Source organism: Gordonia sp. UBA7599 (genome assembly GCA_002477755.1).
Taxonomy (GTDB): Bacteria; Actinomycetota; Actinomycetes; order Mycobacteriales; family Mycobacteriaceae; genus Gordonia.
The window spans coordinates 1-18,781 of record DLKD01000131.1; the positions used below are offsets into that span (position 1 = coordinate 1).

Annotated in this window: 12 protein-coding genes; all 12 read right to left on the reverse strand. The window is 69.8% G+C overall.

Annotated elements, in window-relative coordinates:
- Window positions 1-340, reverse strand: a 340-nt coding sequence (rpsM, locus tag B4L26_RS14485) for a 30S ribosomal protein S13 (protein ID WP_290719833.1), incomplete at its 3' end; no start/stop codon positions are given.
- Between the two features lie 188 nt (window positions 341-528).
- A complete protein-coding gene (gene rpmJ, locus B4L26_RS14490) occupies window positions 529-642 on the reverse strand; it encodes a 50S ribosomal protein L36 (RefSeq protein WP_005207978.1) in 114 nt (37 codons plus the stop codon).
- A gap of 84 nt (window positions 643-726) precedes the next feature.
- Window positions 727-948, reverse strand: coding sequence for a translation initiation factor IF-1 (gene infA / locus B4L26_RS14495; protein ID WP_005187701.1), 222 nt, complete (start codon window positions 946-948; stop codon window positions 727-729).
- 108 nt (window positions 949-1,056) lie between these two features.
- Window positions 1,057-1,569 (reverse strand): TerD family protein, encoded by a 513-nt coding sequence (locus B4L26_RS14500; RefSeq protein WP_290719834.1) that lies wholly within the window; start codon window positions 1,567-1,569, stop codon window positions 1,057-1,059.
- A gap of 2 nt (window positions 1,570-1,571) precedes the next feature.
- Window positions 1,572-2,159 carry a hypothetical protein gene (locus tag B4L26_RS14505; protein WP_290719835.1) on the reverse strand — a complete coding sequence of 196 codons (588 nt, stop codon included), beginning with the start codon at window positions 2,157-2,159 and terminating at the stop codon, window positions 1,572-1,574.
- Window positions 2,159-3,307, reverse strand: coding sequence for a TRAFAC clade GTPase domain-containing protein (locus tag B4L26_RS14510; RefSeq protein WP_290719837.1), 1,149 nt, complete (start codon window positions 3,305-3,307; stop codon window positions 2,159-2,161). Before B4L26_RS14510 ends, B4L26_RS14505 begins: the two co-directional genes overlap by 1 nt.
- Window positions 3,304-4,284 carry a hypothetical protein gene (locus B4L26_RS14515; RefSeq protein WP_290719839.1) on the reverse strand — a complete coding sequence of 327 codons (981 nt, stop codon included), beginning with the start codon at window positions 4,282-4,284 and terminating at the stop codon, window positions 3,304-3,306. The genes B4L26_RS14510 and B4L26_RS14515 overlap by 4 nt, the downstream gene beginning before the upstream one ends.
- Window positions 4,285-7,128, reverse strand: a complete 2,844-nt coding sequence (locus tag B4L26_RS14520; protein ID WP_290719840.1) for a hypothetical protein — start codon at window positions 7,126-7,128, stop codon at window positions 4,285-4,287.
- A 4-nt stretch (window positions 7,129-7,132) separates the two neighbouring features.
- Window positions 7,133-9,523 carry a hypothetical protein gene (locus B4L26_RS14525; protein ID WP_290719841.1) on the reverse strand — a complete coding sequence of 797 codons (2,391 nt, stop codon included), beginning with the start codon at window positions 9,521-9,523 and terminating at the stop codon, window positions 7,133-7,135.
- A gap of 3 nt (window positions 9,524-9,526) precedes the next feature.
- Complete coding sequence (locus tag B4L26_RS14530) at window positions 9,527-12,205, reverse strand: hypothetical protein (RefSeq protein WP_290719843.1); 2,679 nt, start codon at window positions 12,203-12,205, stop codon at window positions 9,527-9,529.
- On the reverse strand, window positions 12,205-15,924 hold the full coding sequence (locus B4L26_RS14535; protein WP_290719845.1) for a tubulin-like doman-containing protein: 3,720 nt from the start codon (window positions 15,922-15,924) through the stop codon (window positions 12,205-12,207). The genes B4L26_RS14530 and B4L26_RS14535 overlap by 1 nt, the downstream gene beginning before the upstream one ends.
- Before the next feature lie 68 nt (window positions 15,925-15,992).
- On the reverse strand, window positions 15,993-18,761 hold the full coding sequence (locus B4L26_RS14540; protein ID WP_290719847.1) for a vWA domain-containing protein: 2,769 nt from the start codon (window positions 18,759-18,761) through the stop codon (window positions 15,993-15,995).
- Window positions 18,762-18,781: the final 20 nt, after the last annotated feature.

Here is an 18,781-nt window from a genome sequence, read left to right on the forward strand (position 1 = left end):
TCGGGCCCTTGCGAGTGCGGGCGTTGGTCTTGGTGCGCTGACCGTGGACCGGGAGGCCGCGACGGTGCCGCAGACCCTGGTAGCAGCCGATCTCGATCTTGCGACGGATGTCGGCCTGCACCTCGCGGCGCAGGTCACCTTCGACCTTCACCGACGCCTCGATGTATTCGCGCAGCTTGGCGACATCGGCGTCGGTCAGATCCTTCGCGCGCAGGTCCGGCGACAAGCCGGTGGCGGCGAGGATTTCCTTCGAAGTGGTACGACCCACCCCGTAGATGTAGGTAAGTGCGATCTCCAGCCGCTTTTCGCGGGGGAGATCCACACCGGCAACACGTGCCATGTGTTCGATTCCTTTTCGTTCTCAGAGGTCTGCTCCCAGTCCGTCCCGATCACTGTCGGGCCCCGGCCTCTGATCCGGGGGTCGGCGGATACGCGTCTGTGTCCGCTGGTGCTGGAAGTTCGTCAGATATTCGGTTGTGTGTATTCAGTTGTCACTGTTCGGCCAAGCGACCGGTGGAAGGGCGCTGCTCAGCCCTGGCGCTGCTTGTGGCGCAGGTTTTCGCAGATCACCATGACCCGACCATTGCGGCGGATCACCTTGCACTTCTCACAGATCGGCTTGACGCTCGGCTGGACCTTCACGTCAGCTTCTCCTGTTTCTTGTCACGGGCAGTGCGGTACCCCGCACTGCTCGTGGTGAGTTCCCCCGGCAGGTGCCGGGAAGTCTTACTTGTACCGGTAGACGATTCGTCCACGGCCGAGGTCATAGGGCGAAAGCTCGACGACCACGCGATCCTCGGGCAGGATGCGGATGTAGTGCTGCCGCATCTTCCCGCTGATGTGGGCGAGAACCTTGTGTCCGTTCTCCAGCTCAATGCGGAACATCGCATTGGGCAGGGGCTCGACCACGCGACCCTCGACCTCGATGGCACCGTCTTTCTTTGCCATGTCCTCCGCGCTCCCGGCCCGTAGGGCCTGGTGGTAGTAGTCGGCGCGCGGTACGCGCACCGACGATCCATCCTACGCGACGTGGCGCAGTCGATCCAATTCGGACGATCAGACTTTGACGCCCATGGAACGGGCGATGGGCCCGAGGCCCTCGAACGGCTCGCCACGGGCCATCAGGACCCACCGTGATCCGTCCCGCCGCAGGTCGGCGTATACGAGCGCGCTCTCGCCGGGGAACTGCGCCGAGAGGTCGCATCGCGCGAGTTGCCCGGCATCGGAATCCCACAGTTCGACGCATCCGGCCGGGAACCGGCCGAACAGCGCTTCGCCGCCGTAGGAGCTCACCGCGACGACCACGCGGTCGACCCGCGGCGGCAGCGCCGCGGTGTCCACCGTCATCTCCTCGTTCCACCCGCGGAAGACCGCGGCATCGGAGGTGAGCCGGATCGCGCCGTCGCACGCGGTCAGGTTGTTGAAGAAGACGAAGTCCTGATCAGACGCCACCACGCCGTCGGGCCCGAGGGCGAAGGCAGCGATATCGAGGTCGAGTTGGGTACTACCCGGCTCGATGGTCCAGCCGACGCCAATGCTTACTTTCTGCAGTCCTCTGCGCGTCGCCATCGTCAGCGGCCTCCCCACGGGTCGTAAGCGGTCGGAGCCACCGGCACGGCCGGCCGCCCACGGGCGTAGGTGCGCGACGGCGGCAACCACAGGAACACGACGGCGAGCACGCCCGCGAACACCAGCGCGATGACCACCGGCCCGCCCATCAGGCCGAACAGCGACAACGCGGCCAGCACGGTTCCCAGCGGGGCAGGCCACGCCTCACCACGCCACACCGCGTAGCCGAAGCCCGCATAGGCCAGTGCGAACACCGCGGCGAGCAACACGGTGAACACGATGGCCGTCGTCGACAGGTCGGCGACCTCGCGGCCCAAGTATTCGCGCTGGGCGTCGTCGACCCCCGACTCCGATGCGGCGCGCACGCCCATCACGGCCTGCACGACGCACAGGCCGACGGCCACGGCCAAGCAGGCCGATACCAGCCACACGGTGACCGGCGGTGCCGACGTGCGCGTCGCGGTCAACGGACGGGCCGATGCAACCGGCGGATACCCCGGGGCCGACGGGTGGGTCGGCAGCCCCGCCGGCACGGGCGGGTACGCACCGGGCGCGAACGGATCTGTACCGCGGAATCGGGGATCGGTCATCAGGCGCCGTCCATCATCACATTGTCAGCGGCCAGCACCCATCGCACCGGGTCGGTGACCCGGAACGGCGAGATGCCGCGGTCGGACAGCTTCTCCCCCTCCGGCGACGCGCCGAGCGCCGACACCGCGAAGAACCGGTGCTCGTATTGGTGGCCGGTCACCGGGTTCACCATCGTCGTCAATGCCGGACCGGCGTCGAGCTTGGTGAGCAAGCTGCGGACCTCTTCGTGCAACCCCTGGCCGTCGTTCTCGTCGTAGCCACGGGCGAGCAGGCTGGGATCGCGGTTGTAGGCGGCCCCGAGCTGCCCCATCACCTGCCCCCACGCACTGGCCTCCACCGCGCTTAGCGCCTGCAATGCGTCGAACTTCGACAGGATGACGGCCAGCTTGGGCGAGCCGTTGCCGATCAGGTTCGTCATCGTGTGCAGGACCTGCCTCGGGTCGCCGCCCAGGCTCGATGGCGGAGGCACCAGGTCGCGCAGCTGGTTGGCAACCTCGCCGACGCAGAGCGGGTCGAACATGAACAGCACGGCGTCGGCGCGGGAGAAGAACTCCCACGCCACCCCGCCGACGTCAGCGGCCTCGAGGTCCTCCCCCGCGACGTCGCGGATGACCAGGTAACGCCGCCGACCCGCCCATTCGCCGAGATTGAAGATGAGCGGATCGTGCTGGTAACTGCCATGCAGGGAGGCACGAGGCGTCGGCTGCAGGATCCCGCGCTCGGTGAACAGCGGCGTCTCGTACTCGTCGCGGAAGCGGCGGACGGTCTCGTCGTTGGCCGGGAAGACCTCGCGGTTGAGACGAGCCGCGAAACGCTGCAACTGCTTGATGAGCACCGCTATGTACACCGTCTTGCCGGTGGCGCGCGCACCCGCCATCGTGATGCACGTGGCACTGCCGTAGTACCAGTGCTGCGGCAAAACGAAGTGGCAGACCGGGCACGCCGGATCGCAGGCCCGGTCGGGCACCGGCGGCCACGAGCCCGACCACTCGTTGCGGCGGGCGACCTTCACCCGGCCCATCCGGACCTCGCGCCCGGCATAGGCCGACGCGACCGGGTCGACGGTGACCTCGGCGGGGTCACGATCTACCCAGGCGACGGCGTCGTCGGTCGTGAGCGACGAAAAACACCTCGGGCACTTGGTCAACGCACACCCCCGTGCAATGCGAAGGGCGCCAGCAGGTCGGCTACGACGCGCGCGACCACATCGGGGCGTGCGGTCAGCACCTGCACGGGATCGTCCGTCGGCATCAGCACCGCTCCCCGACGGCCGCCCGTGCCCGACAGTGCACCCGACAACACCAGGAGCACCTGGTCGTCGAACGGCTCATCGGCTGGCGCCGCATCGGTGACCAGGACGGTGAGCGTACCGGCGGCCGGCGGCAGCGCGGGACCGCCGCTCAGGCCGTATCCCTGCGCGGGTGCGGTGCCCAGCGCGGCACCGACACCGTTGGTGGCGACTGCGACGGCGGGCGCGGCGGCCGGCCCCAGCAGGCCCAGGGTCACCTCCGATCCACCGGACACGACCTCGGCCAGTCCGGCGACGATGTCACCGGCCGCAGCCACCATCCCGGAGGCGAAGAGCGGCGCCATCGACGCCGATGCGTCGACGAAAAGACGAACCGGGCGGGCGCGGTTCTCCGCGACCTGGTCGACGTTGAGCGCGCCGCGCGCCGCCACACGCGCCGCCTCGGCGAGCGGGGGAAGCTTGGAGTCCGGGCGTGTCAGCCACGTCGTGACCGTCACCGTGTCGGCCACTCCCGGGGCAATGCTCGCCAACTTGATGAAGCCCAGTCCGGACACATCGCGCGGCGTCAGCTGGGCGACGTCGGCCTCGTAGTCCGCCGCCGAATCCGGTCCGATAGACACGTGCACAATCGTGCCGGGCGCGAACAGGTCGCTGCCCTGTGGCACCGCGCCGATCACGATCTCCTCGGTCACGTGCGGGATGATCAGCATCGTCGGCGCCGTCTCCACCACCGCGCCCGACGGGCCGCCGTCGGCAGTCCGCGCGACCAAGCGCACACCGTTGGCGTTGGGGGTGCCCGACACCGCGATCCGCGCCGCAAGGGGACGACGGGCCAGCGTCGCCGCCGACTTTCCGTCCAATACGTACGTTGCCATCTACCCCAGTCCTCCCAGTCCCCCGTGGCCGAACGACACCGGCCCGGCGGGTCGTCTTATACCGACCTGCACAAGCCAGCTACCAGCCGCTTCCCGTAAGCCGGTGAAGAATTGCTCAGCGGTGTCGGCATCCAGTCCGCACACCACCCGCCAGGCCGCGTCGCGCAAGCCGTCTACGTCTGCCGGTCCACGATAGTCGCCGGCGGCGATCCGTTGCTCGATCAGCCACTGCGACCAAGGCACCAACCGCCCGGGTTCCCGCACCGAGGGTGACCCCAACCCTTCGAGCGGCCCCGCACCGGCTCCGGACAACCTCCTCGCGACGGTGAAGGCATGACCGACGACCCACGCGGTGTCGAGCATCCAGGCCGCTTCGGCGCGCGCCAACTCGTCAACGACCTGGGCGTACAAACCCTTCACGTTCGGTCCGCCTGCCATCCTGCCGTTCAGCGAGGCGCAGAAGCCTGAAGTCGGATCGGCCCACGACACACCATCGCTCTGAGCGAGGACGAATCCCGCCGCAGTCATGACGACGAGGTCATCGGCCGCCTGGGTGACCCAGGTGACCGTCGACCCGGGTTGCGGCACGCTCGACGCCGACCCGGCGAGGGTCTGGACGCTGTCGCACCACTGCTGCCGGTCGGCGGTGCCGCCGTGCCGCCAGGCCCGGCGCAACCAGGCCGCCGCCACCAGTTCCGGCGTGGCGGCGTCGGGCGCATCCAGGATGGCGGTCAATGCCGCGTCCTCCACGTCGCCGTAGAAGACCAGCGAGTCGAGGATCTTCGGGGGCACGCGATCGGTGGCCGCGGAGAATTCGAGCAGGTCCGCCGCGCTCGGCCGCGCCAGCGCCACGACTTGGTCGACCAGTGCCCGACATTGCGCATCGTCGAGACGGTCGCAGCGCAGCGCACCGCGGATCGCCTCGCCCGCATAGTGCGCACGGGCGTCGGCGGGGATCCCCAATTCCGGGTCGCGCAAGACCGCCTGGGCTGCGAAGGCGAACAGATAGTCGTCGACGTCGGTCCCCGGCTCCGGCCGGGCGAAGCGGACGCCGTCGGCCACCGTGCCGTAGAGCCACAGGGACACATCGGCGCGCAGCCCGTCCAGTTCCTCGGGCGACCGTCGGACGAATTCGGGCCGGACATAGCGCGCGAGCACCGCCTCGGAGATCTGTCCGGCATCGAGCGCATCGGCCCAGCCGGGCTCCCCGACCGAGTCAAGGCCGACCCGGGTCAACGCGCCGGTCAGCGTGGTCCGCACCGTATCGAGATCGGCGTCGTCAGCGGCGAGGCGCTCGATGAGTTCCGCGCACCGCAGAACGGCGCGGGTGGCGCCGGTCCGGTCCGGGGCGCCGGAATCCGGTGTGCTCAGATGCGCGAGGACGTCATCGGGCAGCGCACCGACGCGGGCGGTGACCACCGCGGGTACCGCGGCGAGATCGCAGCGGTCCAACCAACCCGGGTCGCGCAGTGCAGCGGCCAGGACGTACTGCGCCAACAGGCCGGTGCCGCGACCGCGCCGGGCGGCACCACCCAGGCGCGCCACGGCTTCGTCGGGGGTCGGTGGATGGGTGCGCAGGGTCCCCTCGACGAGCGCGGCCGCCCAGGGTACTGCGGCGAGATCCTCCGGCGCCTCGTCCACGACCACCGCGGCCGCATCCCGGTGGAACTCGGCGAGTTCGGGGTCGTCGAGGACCGCGACGGCGATAGGCCATTCGGGAACGAGTACGGAGCCATCCACCGCCTCGAATGCCGCGGCCACCGCATCACGCCGGGACAGCACCCGAAGAGCGATCTCCTCGTCGGCAAGTACAGCCTCAGCCAGGACCGACAGCGCGGTGACGGCCACCGTACCGGCGGCCGCAGCAGGCAGGCGGTGCACCGATCCCGGGTCGCCGAGGTAGGGCTCCTCAGTCTCGTCGATGACGGCGCCGACGCCGGTGTGCCCGATCAGCCCGGTCGCACCGGCCCGCGGCACGACCACCAGATGCAAGTCGGCGGCTACCCCGGCCGCAACCGCATCAGCGGAATCGTGGGTGCTCCACGAGAAGTCCCGCGCACCCGCCGGGGTGAGGAAGTGGCTGACGGCCGCTATCCACGAGGCGGCGCGGTCATGATCATCGACGGCTAGGACGACCGGTCCGTTCGTCGGATTGGTCAGCCGCGCGGCGACGGCATCGAGCAGCACTCGCGCGACGACGGTGCGGTCACCGGCCGGGTCGAGCAGGAAGGCCACCGAGGACTCCACTGACAATGCCGGGTTTGCCACCAGCGCCGGCGGACCGTCGGGAAGCGTCGCCGCGGTGACGGCCTCCTGGCCGTACGGGATGAGCCACCCCGGCCAGTGCCACAGTTCGATCGGCGCAAATCCGCCGACGGCCCCGTTCTGCTCCTCGACGGCGATCACGTGGGCGAACACATTGCCCGGCCGGCCAGTGCCATCGCGCCCGGCGTCGACGGTGTGCCAATAGGCGGCCCGACCGTCGCCTAATGCGACGTAGCTCAGGCGTGCGGGGCGGTGCTCGATCTGGTCGGGCGTCGGGAAGGCCGGCAGGGTGGGCTCGAGGTCGAATCGGGTGACGATGCGCGCGGTGAGGTGCTCGATCTCAGCGGGATCCAGGTCCCCGACCACTTGCTTGACCTGCCACCCGCCGCCGTGGCTGCGCTGGCCCGTCGCGGTGTGCAACGAGCCCCGCGGGGTCGACGCGCCGGCGTCGAACGAGGTGTAGGTGAGTTGGGAGTACCGACCCGGCCATGCGGTGGGCACGGTCGTTGTGACGGGCGCTGCGCCCGGCGCGGGCGGCGGGCGACGCGGTGCCGACGGTCGTTTGGTCAGGTCCGCCATCGTGTCACCACTGCACCTGCGGTACCTGCGGCGGCGGTGGCACGAGCCGCAGGTTGGCCATCGGCGGGTCGAGGACCGCAATCGGCCGTCCGCCGCGTCGACCGCCGTCATGGACGAACAACCGCACGTACCCGCTGACACCGGTCAGATCGGCCACCCACTCGGTCTGATGCTCTCCAGGGAGCAGTTCCCCGGTGATCTGGCAGTGCGGCACCAGCTGACCGCTGTCCGTGTAGAAGCGCATGGTGCGGCCATCGGCCGCATCCAGCGGCAGACGGTCGGGGCGGTGAACCAGGACCAGCGGCGGCAAGTCCATCACCGCCGACTCGCTGTGCAACAGCAGGCGGACCACATGCTGCCCGGGTGCCGCTTCCAGCGGCTCGAGCTTGTACGCGAGGCGGGCCAGCCCGGGATACTGCAGGCCCACCGGCTCACCGACGATCTCGCGGCCGCCCGAATACGACACGGCGACCAGCACCACCTGGCAGCCCTTGAGGGTCAGCGGCCGCGCCAGGATCAGTGCTCCGTCGCGCTCGTACTGCTCGGCACTGACCTCGCCGAACGGCCGGCCGTGGCACAGCTGCTCGGCCGGCACACCGGGCTGACCGATGTAGGCGCGCACTGCGGCCGCACCGCGCGGCCAGCCGAAGGTGATCATCTCGCAGTGGAAGCGCTCCACAATGCGCGGATCGACGACCGACGGCAACGGCCGCGCCAGCACCTGGGTCTTCCCGATCCGCGCCTTCCCCGAGGCCACGGTGACCGGCGTCAGATAAGCACGGTCCCAGCCGCTGGGCCACGGCACGCCGAGCATCTGCGAATGCGTCGGATCAGCTCCCGCCTTCACCGGATGACGCACACGGGTGGCTTCGTTGAAGCCCTGCGGCGAGAGTGCGTCGATCTCGATGTCGGCGCGCTCCAGCCCGGCAGGCGGCTGCTGCTGGAAGCGGTAGACGCGCACCTCCTGCCCGCTCTCCGGAGTCGTCCAGGTCAGGTCGAACTGCGAGTTGTTGTCACTGATGGCCACGGCGAGATCGGCGATCGACGTGAGCTTGGCCGAGACCAGGATCTCCTGCTGCGCCGGGCGCGAGAGCCGCAACTGGTTCCCGACCGGCACCTCGGCCTGCGCGCGGTAGAGATAGCGGCGGCCGCGAGGCACATCGGCGTCGACGAACCCGGTCAGATTGAGATCGGTGATGCTGATCTGGTAGCGCGGATCGGTCGTGATCGGCCCGCCCTCGTCGAGCGGGATGCGGAACACCCGGACCGCGCGGGTACCGGTGAACACCGACCATTCGCCCACGACCCGGCCCTCGTCCTCGGTGAGTCGCATGTCCTCGACCGGGCTGATCTCTTCGCCCGCCGCCCACTTGACCGGCTGGGCCGCGCGGGCCTGCGCCTCGTCGGTGCCGGCGTGCGCCCACACCTGGTAGTGACGCACCGCGGTCGTCAGGAAACGGGTGTCCTCGGTGGATGTACCGACGGTGACCGCCACCTGTTCGCCGACTTCGGGCTTGTAGGGCTGCTCACCATCACCTGACACGACCCGGTAGATGACTATCGGGACACCCGGAACCGGATCCCAGCTCAACCGGACGCCGTCGGCTGTGGTGGCAATATTGATCTGCCCGGGCACGACCTCGGTCTTGGCGTAACCGAACTCGGGGAAGTCGGCGTGGGTCAACGGCAGCAGATCGGGGTCGACGGCAGCGGCGCGCGCTACCGCGGGAGCCGGATCGATATGCGGCGGGGCGTAGGTCGGCTGAGGCAGCGGACCGGTCGGCGCCGGAGGGCCGACCGGTGCCGTCGGCGCCGACTGACCGCCGGTGAACCGCGCGAACAACGCGGCCAACTCGTCGACGAGGGCACCGGCACCGGGGAGCTTCTTGCGCAACTGCTCAGCGGAGACCGGCGCGCGCTTGGCCAGGTTGCGCAGGGTGAGGTCCTTGATCGTCTCTGCCCCCGGAGCACCCTCGGCGATCTTGGCGCCCCGCCACGCGATCAACGCGGTGGTCAGGTCCTCGACCGGATCGGTGGGCACCGGTGGCGGTACCGGCGCGGGGGGCACGACCGGTGACGGCGCTGCCTGCGCGACCGCGTGCGGAGGCTGGGCGACCACCGGCGGTTCTGGCGGGGGCCCGACCGGCGTGAGCGAACCGGGGACGTGCGCGACGGCGATGACCGGCAGCACGCCCAGGCCCACCTGGTTCAGCAGATGGTCGATCACCGGACCCCAGTACCGCGCTTCCGGCGATGCCGAGATGTCCTCGCGCCACGTTTGGGGTCGGCGCGCGATCGCATCGAGCTCGCGGTCCGGTGGCACCGCCTTGCCCTCGGCGGCCGTGGCCGCGGCCCACTGGTTCAGGGCAGTCGAGTAGTCCTGCACGGAGACCATGTGTCAGCGCCCCATCTCCGGTGGCCGGAACGGATCCGGCGCGAGTGTCTGGCTGGCGGGGTCGATCGGCGTCGGGGGTGTGACCGGGGAGCGCGGCGGCTCCCACGACGATGTGACCGGCGCGACGGGCGCCCCCTCGGTGCGCAGGTAGTCCAGCGTGATCGCCTCCGACAATTGGGTGGCGACGCAAACCATCCCCAACCCGGCGCGCACGCGGTGACGCACGTCGACGCGAACTCCCGCACCCCCGTGCGTGACGGCGATGTCGGTGAGCAGGGCATGGTCGAACGATCCACCGGGCGCCGCGTCGCGGTCGATCCCCGCGAGGAACTCCTCACGCGGCAACGTCGGACCGCCGGCGACGGCGACGGTGCTGACCAGCCGCGGAACCAGATCGCCCAGCGGACCGTCGAGGGACTGCAGGGCACGGCCCCACACGATGTCGGCACCCGTGGAGCCGATCACGCCGCGGAACAGGTCGGTGGACCACCGATCCAGTGCGGTACCGGTGTCCTTGCCGTGATCGAGCCAGACCGGCGACGCCTCGGCACCCGCTTCGCGCGAACCCAGCCGCGGCGGGATGGAGGACAGGATCAAGTGGTCCCACGACGGCGTGAGCCAACCGGGCCGGAACAGGTCCAGTCGCAGGTAGCTCACCGACTCGTCGACGTCGGGGTGGCTGGGCCGGGCCGAGCCCAGCCCGGTCGACATCGGCATCCCCCACATCATCGGCAGCGTGGCCGCCGACCCCGCGCTCGGCTTGCCCAGCGGCGCCTCGAGATAGGCGCCGAGGGCCCGGTTCCAAGAGAGGAATTGGCCGTACGCCTGAGAGAGCCGACGGACATCGCGCAACGCGGCGCGCAGGTTTTGCCGGTCCACCTCGAGCCGGTCGATCGCGGCGCGGCGCTGGTGCAGCAGCGCGAAGATCGTCCGCTGCGACTGGATGAACCCCCACAGGCAGGCCCCGACGCTGATCACCAGTAGCGAAACGATGACGATCAACGAGATCCACCAGGCCAGGTCGTGGCGGACCGTGAGGTAGATGAACAGCGCTGTGACCAGCAGCATCGACAGGACCGTGGCTTGAACCGCGCGGCCCAGGGACTTGTTGCGCTGATCGGGTTCGGGCGGCGGCGCGACAGCGGTGTTGACCTGGTGGAGCAGCTGCAGAACCTCGTTGTAGGCGCCGTAGAAGGCGTCGCCAAGGCGCTGGCCGGCGGCCACCCCGAAGCTGCGCCCGGAGTTGCGGCGCCATGTGTTGAGCTCGGTCAGCGTGGACCGTGCGCCGACGCCGTGGTCAGAACTGGACTCCAGCTCGTTGAGACGATTGGACAGGTCGTTGATGCCGAGCACGTCGGTGGCGTCGACGCTGTCCACCTCGACCGCGGCCGACACCGGGCCCGGTATGGAGCGGAACGCGGCCGACGGACCGGGCACGACTTCGTCGGCGTGCTTGACGATCGCGCGTGCCGAACCGACCTGGATGGGCGGAAGGTCGCGGCTGCGCGTCCCTGCGTCGGCCAGGGTCAGCGCGGCGCGCGCGTAGTCCTGCCACACCGGCGACAGGTCCGAATCGGCGTCGGCCAACTGCCCCGACGGGTCGAACAGCGCCCCCGACAGAGCGCTCGAGGCGGCACCGATCTCGGCCCATCCGGCCGGCCGGCCGGAACTGGTACGGCCGTTGACCACAACCTGGTAGGCGGCGGGCTGCCCCTGGAAGGCGGCCTGCTCGACGCCGACGGCGATCTTGCTCGACACGCTGTCGACGACGCTGCGGTACCACGCAGCCGGGGCATTGCGGATCGACGCCCAGACGAACGCGAAGAACATCTTCAACACGGCCATCGCACCGATCTGGGCCGGCGGTACCGCGTCGTAGGCCATCCGGGGCCCGCGCAGGACAGCAGCGTACTTGCGCCAGAACGCATCGGCCATCGTCGAGGTGGCCGTCGCGACGTCGGGAACGTAGACGATTTGGGACCGCTGGTCGCTGGGCAGCGGCAGCACGCCGTCGTTGGTCAACAGTGCGGTGCTGAGCGCTTCTTCGACCTCGTCGGTGCGCAGCTTGCGGTAGAAGGAGCGACCCAGGCGGACCGACTCCCCCGGAACGACGGGGAGCGTGTCCAGCGGGGCGTGGTCGACCCCGCTCCACAGCCCGACCAGGCCGGCGATCACCGGCGCGGCGTGGCGGCCGATGTCGTGGGCCGGGTCGGCGGCCGTCAACGGCACCCGGCCGAAGCCGGGGCCGCGCGCGTCCTCGGGCGACAGCACGACGTTGTGCCACCCGGGTACCGCCAATTCGCTGGTGGAACCGGCGACCGCCGGGGGGCGCGCGACGAGTGCCCGGATACGCGTGACCGCACCGGCGCCGGTCGCGCTGATCAACCGGTCGGCCAGCGACGTCTCGTCGGCCACCGACAGCCGGCGGGCACCGGGCAGTGCGGGGACCACCGAGCACACCCGCAGTAGCGACGTGCGCCGACCGGCCACGAGCTCAGTCAGGCCCACGTCGTGAACACGACCCCGCGAGACCAACGCCACCGTCGTCAGCGGCGTGTGTCCCGACGGATCGGCGACCCAGAGGAAATCGTCGACGAGTCCGGCGGCGGACAGGTCGGTCAACGCCGACATGACGCTGTCCGCCGGGCCGGTGGGCGCCACGAGGACGGTCAGCGCGGACATCAGAACCCGCCGGGTTGGTGGGGATCGCGAGGCGCGCCGAACGGATCGGACCCGCTCTCGGGACCCCCGCCGTATGACGGCGCAGCAGGCGGCGCCGGGTCGGCCGGCGGGTTCGGGGCGGCCGGCGGGTTCGGGGCACCGAATGCCGCCGCAGGGTCCATCGACGGCACGACGAAGGTGTCGCCGGATTGGAAGTTCGGGGCCGGGGCCGGAGCCGCAATGCCCTGCTCGGCCAACGCGACCGCGCTATCGATCAGCCCGATCAACTCGTCGGTCGCCCAGAACACGTCTGGAGCCACGTCTCGGTAGAGCGGCGTCTTCGACGCCTGCTGGCGCACCGTAATGCGTGCGAAGACACCGGTTCCCTCGGCACCGGCATGACCGGGGGTGGCGCCCTCGCCGGGCTCCATGTAGTTCGTCGACACGAAGTCGTGCTGGTAGCCGAAGTATGCCCGCAGCCTCTCGGCACGGTCTCGGATGGTCGCGCCCGGCCCGGTGTCAGGAATGGCCGACGCCACACCCGTCCCGGTCTCACCGGTGCGCAACCAGTTCGCGATGTTGATCGTCGCCGCCAAGTGGCCCTGGTCCAAGCCCGACGACGGGTTCTCGGCACCGGAGTCGTAGATGTGGCGCAACGCGCGGTAGGGCGCCATTGACGACATTGCCGGCGGCTTGTGGCTCTGGGCGATCGCAAGCAGCACCGACTCCAATACCGCCGGCAGCCAGTCGTAGTCGGCGAGGAACTCCGACTGCGGCGTGAGCAAGGGGTTGGGGAACGCCACCCAGCGGCGGTCCTGCGTATCCCAGACGTGCACCGCGTCGGCAAACGGCGGCGGGGGCACCTGGATGAACCCGATCGCCTGCCCCAGGACCCAGCCGGCGACCATGGCGCGACGCTCGTTCTGGTGCATCGGCAGGCTCGCCTCCAACGGCCGGGCCCGTCGCATCGTCCAGAAGGCCTTGCGTTGTCCCGGCGACGATGCGAGCCACTGCCGCGCGGCCGGTTCGATCACCGCTTCGTAGGCCAGCGGCGAATAGTTCGGGTAGGACCCGAAGATGTCGATGCGCTTGATCTTCGCCTCGTCGGTCAGGGCGTTGACGACGGCGTCGGCACTCTTCTTGTCCACACGGGCCGTCGCACCCAGGCTGGTCCGCAGGTCGTCGGCGACGGGCAGCCCCTTGAACGGGATGGCCGAGAACTTGTAGCGGTAGACCATCTCCGCGACGCCGTGGATGGCCTGCATGGCGTTCTCGTTGACACTCGCCAGCGGACGAGCCAGGTTGACCGCCTCGATGAAGCGCAACTCCAGGTCGGTACGGCGCGCGAGACGCTCGGACTCGGGTGCGTCGTAGCCCTCGACGTACTCACGCAGCGACACCGAGCAGAACCGGTCGAACGATTCCCCCGTGCGGGCGACGAAGCGCCGTGCCCGGCTCAGCAACTCGGCCGGGCGCAGGTGGACGTCGTAGGTGGCGCGCTGCGCGATGAGGCCGTCACCGGTCTCGGGATGGCGCGGGAAGGCCCGCGAGATCCAGGTCGTCGTGCGTTCGACGACCGGCTGCACCTCGGCCGGCGACTTGCTGCCGTCCAGGGTGGTCCAGTAGCCGGTGACCACATGCCCGGCGGCCCGCGAGATCCCCTCGCCCAACAGGCGGGGATCGCTGCTGGTCGCCCCGACCGCCGCTGGCAGGTCGATCTCGTAGCGCTGCTTGAAGTCCGCCGACCGGGTGAGCATCACCTCGTTGTCGGCCTCGGAGAACCGATCGGCGACGAGTTCGTCGGCGTCAGCCGGCCAGGCCGCGTACTCGTCGGTTTGCAGCTGTGCCAGACCGACCTGCTGCCGATTGGCCCCGGCGGCCTGCCGCAGCATCGTCTGCGCCTCGTTGAGGGCGTCGATCAACGGGTCGAAGACCTCGGTGACCATCGCGCCGCACGAATTGGCGACATGGTGGGCCAGTGCCGCATAGATCTGCCGCTCGACGGTGCGCGCCGAACCGGCGAACACCTCGTCGGCGATCGGCCCCGGGTTGGTGATGGTGCCCGAGAGTGACGCCAGCGTCGCCTTCGTCTCGCCGGGCAGGTCGGCGATGTCGGCGGGACCGTACTTCGACAGGTCGGCACACGCCGGCATCAGCACGTCGTCGAGCAGTCGGGCGACCCGCTTGACCAAGCCCGTCGCATACGGCAGGCCCTGCGTGGCCAGCGCACGCGTGGTGGCCTGCTCCAAGTACGCGACGAAGTGCTGGTGCCACCCGAACGCGTGGTGATAAGCGGCGGCATTGGCGCCCTCGGCGAGGCTGTGCCGCTGCGCGGCGAGCACCTGGCCGACCCGCGCGGCCCACTGCTCGCCGTTGACTCCGGGCGTCTGGTCGATCATCGGACGCACACACGAATTGACGACGCCGCGCGCCTGCGCGGCCACCTGGTCGCCGGGCAGCACGGTGTGGGTGAGCCACGGCGCGATCGCATTCCCGTCGGCCACTGCGGGCAACCCCAACGACGCGCAGATGTTGGCCCACTGGTTGTCCAGGATCGCGTTGACCTGCTCCTCGTCGGAAGCGTCATTGCCCGGCTGGAGATGCCCGTGCAGTAGTTTGTCCACGCTGCTTCGCGCCAGGCGCTGGGCGGAGTACTCCGCGTACCGGTCCCGGCCCATCGACAGGCTGGCGTACCCGAAGGTGCCCCATGGGATGTTGTTCCACTGCTTGTTGCCCCAACCGAGGAACTCCAACGACCCCTGGTCGCCGGTCTGGTTGGTCAGGTCCCACTCGATGAACTGCTGCGTGGCTGTGCCCGAGAGAACCATCCCCGCCAAGCCGCGACCCAGGCCGCGGTACACCGCGTTGGGCGTCCCGTCGCCGAAGATCGTCCGCTGCGCGCCGACGTAGCGGCCCACCGGGAAGACACGGGCGAACGGGATACGCTCGCCCTCGCCGTTCTCGTGGCCCAGCGCGCGCAGCAGCTCGACGTCGGTCACGCGCGCCGAGCCGGTCTGGCTGGCGACGATCTCCCCGAGCATGGCCAGCGCGTTGGCGCGGGTGCCGGTGACTGCCGAGTCGTCCAGCGATTCGAAGATGTCCGGTGTGACCAGGAACATGCCCATAAGGCGCGGATCCACCCCCTGCACGAGGGTGAGCATGCGGCAGATGTCCAGCGCCATCGACGCACCGGCACCGCCGGCCATCGACGAAACGACGAGCACGATCGGCTGGTCGTTGGAGCTGTACGCCCCGGCGCCGGGGATCTTCAGCGACCGCATCTCACTGTCGGTCGAGGTGGCGAACAGCGTGTCCCACGCCCGCTGCAACGACTTACGGACGGTGTCGACCCGGCTTAGGGTGATCATCCGGCCGAGCGCGCGGTACTGTCCGGCGCCGGTCGACAGCGGCGTGTACACCTGCTCCGGTTCACGCGGGGCCCACGTGGCGATCGTGTCGAGGGCGTTGTTGGCGGCCAGACGCTGCGACATCGCGTTGTCGAGGACCTTGTAACCGTCGCTCTCGGGTCCGGTACCGACGTACGCACCGCCGTGATCGGGCACAGTCCCGACGCCGGGGACCGGCGACGGCGAGGTGGGGACATCGAGGTGGACGAACTGCCACCCCGCCGGAAGCTTGTTGATGCCGTGCGACCGGAGGTCAGACTCAAGCTGATCCATCATGTACGCCAGGGCGGCCCCACCGGACCCACCGCAGCCGACGACCAGAAAACGCTTCATGTGTGCTCAATCCTCTTCACGGATGGTTCGATGTGGCTGACTCGACATACTCGGTGCGGGCCACGGTTTCAGTGTTGGAACGGGTTGTAGTCCGGAGGAGTTCCACCACCGGGTCCGGACGGCGGACCGGCGGGTCCTCCGGGCGGCGGACCGACGGGCCCTCCCGGTGGCGGCCCCTGCCCCAGTGGCGGTGCGCCGAAGGATCCCGGCGCGGAAGCGGGCGGGGGTGCGGCGAAGGGATCGGCACCGGCGGCGAAGCCGCCGCCTTGAGCGAACGGATCGGCGGGTCCCGCCGCCACCGTTGGCGCACCGGCCTGCTGACGCAGGGTCGCGATCAGTGTGGGCAGCGATTCGGTGATCTCCTCGCTGAAGCGTTGCAGGGTCGCCGCCCCGGCATCATCGCCGACGAGGACCACAACCGACGCCTGGTCGGGACCGCCGCTCGGGTTGTGCAGGACGAACCACCGATTGTGGACATTCAATGGCAGCCGCGCTTGTGGCGGCGTCCCGAAGCTGTCACCGGACTTCCCGGCCGCGCCCACCATGCCGGGCGCGCTCGCGACGACGAATCCCGTCCCGAACGGCGACTTACCGACCCTGGTATCCAGCCGCACTCCGCCGCCGGGCAGATCGAGGTGACGCGACGGACTGGCCGTGCCCGAGACCATCGCGACCAGATCGGTGTCGCGGAAGGCGAAGGGAGCATTGTCACGCAGCACCGAGGTGCCACTAAGGGTTACCGGGATGACCTCGGAGCGCAGGGTGCGCGCGGGGATCCGGGCGGTCCACCACTTCGCGAGATAGGCCAGGCCCAACGGGATCAGTGGTCCGAGCAGCAACGCCGCCAGGACGCCCAACAACGTGTTCGACGCGTCCTGCTTCTTGGCCAGGGACGCGCTGAACTGCACCTCCATCGGCTTGGGCGCACTGCCGTCGGCCTTGGCCAGCATCACGGTGACCGTGCCGTTGACGTCGCCGCGAGCCTGGTTGGGCACCCGCAGCGTCAGCGGCATCGAACCCTGCTTGCCGTCGGCGGCCTTGGCGCAGGACTCGCGGCTCGACGCTGCCGACGTCACTGCCAGACCGTCGGCGCCCGACGGGGCCGCGGTCACCTTGGTCGCGCCCTCGGGGGTGACCCAGACGCAGCCCGGTCCGGTCATCGCCAGTTGCGCGGTCGCCTCCCCGGCACCGGTGACGGTGCCGAAGTCGACCCGCGCGACTACTTCGGGATAGCCCGTGGGAGCGTAGATCGTCACCGGCAAGTCGACGCCCTTGGGCACCAGCGGGGTTCCGGGCACCCGTGTGCCCTTCGCGTCGCGCGCCGAGGCCGTGGTCACCGACAACTTCATCCGCAGCGTCGCGGCGCCGGGCGCGACCCCGGCGAGGTTGGCGGTCCACTTCTTGGTCACCGATGCCTTGCCGGCGTCGGAGACGATCGGGATCGTCTTACCGGCCCGGGTGACCAGCTCGGCGTCGAAGGACACCGTTCCCGGCAGGCCCGAGACGTCAACGGTCTCGTTCTTCTTGTTGACGACCTGGAACTCGAAGGCGGCGGCCTTGTTGCCGCTGCGCAGCTTCTCGGTGCCGTGTGCCGGCCACGTCGGCGACAGATCGCCGTAGATGCGGATGTTGGACTGCGTGTCCGCGTCGACCTTCGGTTGCGGTGAGACGAACACGAGTGCCCACACGCCGCGCCATTTTGCGACGTCGGTGCTGGTCATCTCGATCGATACCGACTTCTCACTCGGTGACGCGAAGTCGACCGAGGCGCCGCCCACATCGAGCTTGCCTGCCTTGCCCGCTTCGAGCCGGTGTTCGCTGCCGTCGGGCGCGACGAGCACCGGTGTCAGGCCAGCGACCGTCGCGTCGGCGATGATGCTCACACTCGACACCGACCGGTCGAGCACAAACCGGTGCTTCCCGGCCTCACAGACCTTGTTGTTCGGGCAGGCGGCATGGGTCGCCTCGACCCCCGAACCGCCGCCGATGCGGGCGAACGCCCGTACCAGGCTGTCGATGTCGGTGACCCGGTAGAACGCGCCCGGCACGGGCTCAGTCACCGAGCCGCACTTCACGCCACCGGGCGCGCTGCCGGTGGCGATCGCCTGCATCAGTGCGAAGTCGGTCTTGCCGGACTCGCCGTCGAGGCCGATCGCCACGGTGATCACGCCTGATGACCGCAGCTGGTCGGCGACACCGCCAGGACGGCAGACGCTCTCCTGCGCCGCCTTCTTCATCGCGTCGCGGTCGGCGGGGCTGTTGAGTTGCTGGCCTGGGGCGTATTCCTTGTCGACCTGCCCGCGGTTCTGGTAGTCGAAGTCCAGCGCGCCGTCGGAGAACCACACCAACATCTGGCATCCCGGCGCACCGTCGGGCTTGCGCTTGCCCGCAAGCGATGTCGCGGCATTGGCCAGGGCGGTCGCGTAGTCGGTGTCACGCCCGGAGTTGCTGTTCGCCAAGGTTGCCAGGCCGTCGGAGATCGTGCCCAGCGACCGCTCGTCGAGCACCGTCCAATCGGTGATGACGCGATAGCTGTCAGAGAAGGCCGCCACCGACACGTCGAGCTTGGAGCCGTCGCGCTCCCCCGCCAAGCGCAATTGACGCGCCAATTCCTTGGCCGCGGCCACGCGTGCGGCCTTCGGATCGGTCTTGCGCAGACTCAGCGACTCATCCATGAGGAAGAGGACCTGGCCGCTGCGCTGCCCGGCGACGCACGCCGCGAAGCGCTGCACCGCCGCGTCGGCATCGGTCGGCGCGGCCTGCGCGGAGGCCCCGACGAGCAGCCCCAGGGGTGCCAGCACCGTAGTCAGCGCACCGACGGCCAGCAGGCGTCTCATCCGTCCCCCCGTCATACCGC

Excerpts from the sequence above, each read along its gene's own strand:
- infA (WP_005187701.1), bottom strand. The coding sequence starts at position 948 with ATGGCAAAGAAAGACGGTGCCATCGAGGTCGAGGGTCGCGTGGTCGAG.
- B4L26_RS14505 (WP_290719835.1), bottom strand. The coding sequence starts at position 2,159 with ATGACCGATCCCCGATTCCGCGGTACAGATCCGTTCGCGCCCGGTGCG.
- B4L26_RS14520 (WP_290719840.1), bottom strand. The coding sequence starts at position 7,128 with ATGGCGGACCTGACCAAACGACCGTCGGCACCGCGTCGCCCGCCGCCC.
- B4L26_RS14530 (WP_290719843.1), bottom strand. The coding sequence starts at position 12,205 with ATGTCCGCGCTGACCGTCCTCGTGGCGCCCACCGGCCCGGCGGACAGC.
- B4L26_RS14500 (WP_290719834.1), bottom strand. The coding sequence starts at position 1,569 with ATGGCGACGCGCAGAGGACTGCAGAAAGTAAGCATTGGCGTCGGCTGG.
- B4L26_RS14540 (WP_290719847.1), bottom strand. The coding sequence starts at position 18,761 with ATGAGACGCCTGCTGGCCGTCGGTGCGCTGACTACGGTGCTGGCACCC.
- B4L26_RS14535 (WP_290719845.1), bottom strand. The coding sequence starts at position 15,924 with ATGAAGCGTTTTCTGGTCGTCGGCTGCGGTGGGTCCGGTGGGGCCGCC.
- B4L26_RS14525 (WP_290719841.1), bottom strand. The coding sequence starts at position 9,523 with ATGGTCTCCGTGCAGGACTACTCGACTGCCCTGAACCAGTGGGCCGCG.
- B4L26_RS14515 (WP_290719839.1), bottom strand. The coding sequence starts at position 4,284 with ATGGCAACGTACGTATTGGACGGAAAGTCGGCGGCGACGCTGGCCCGT.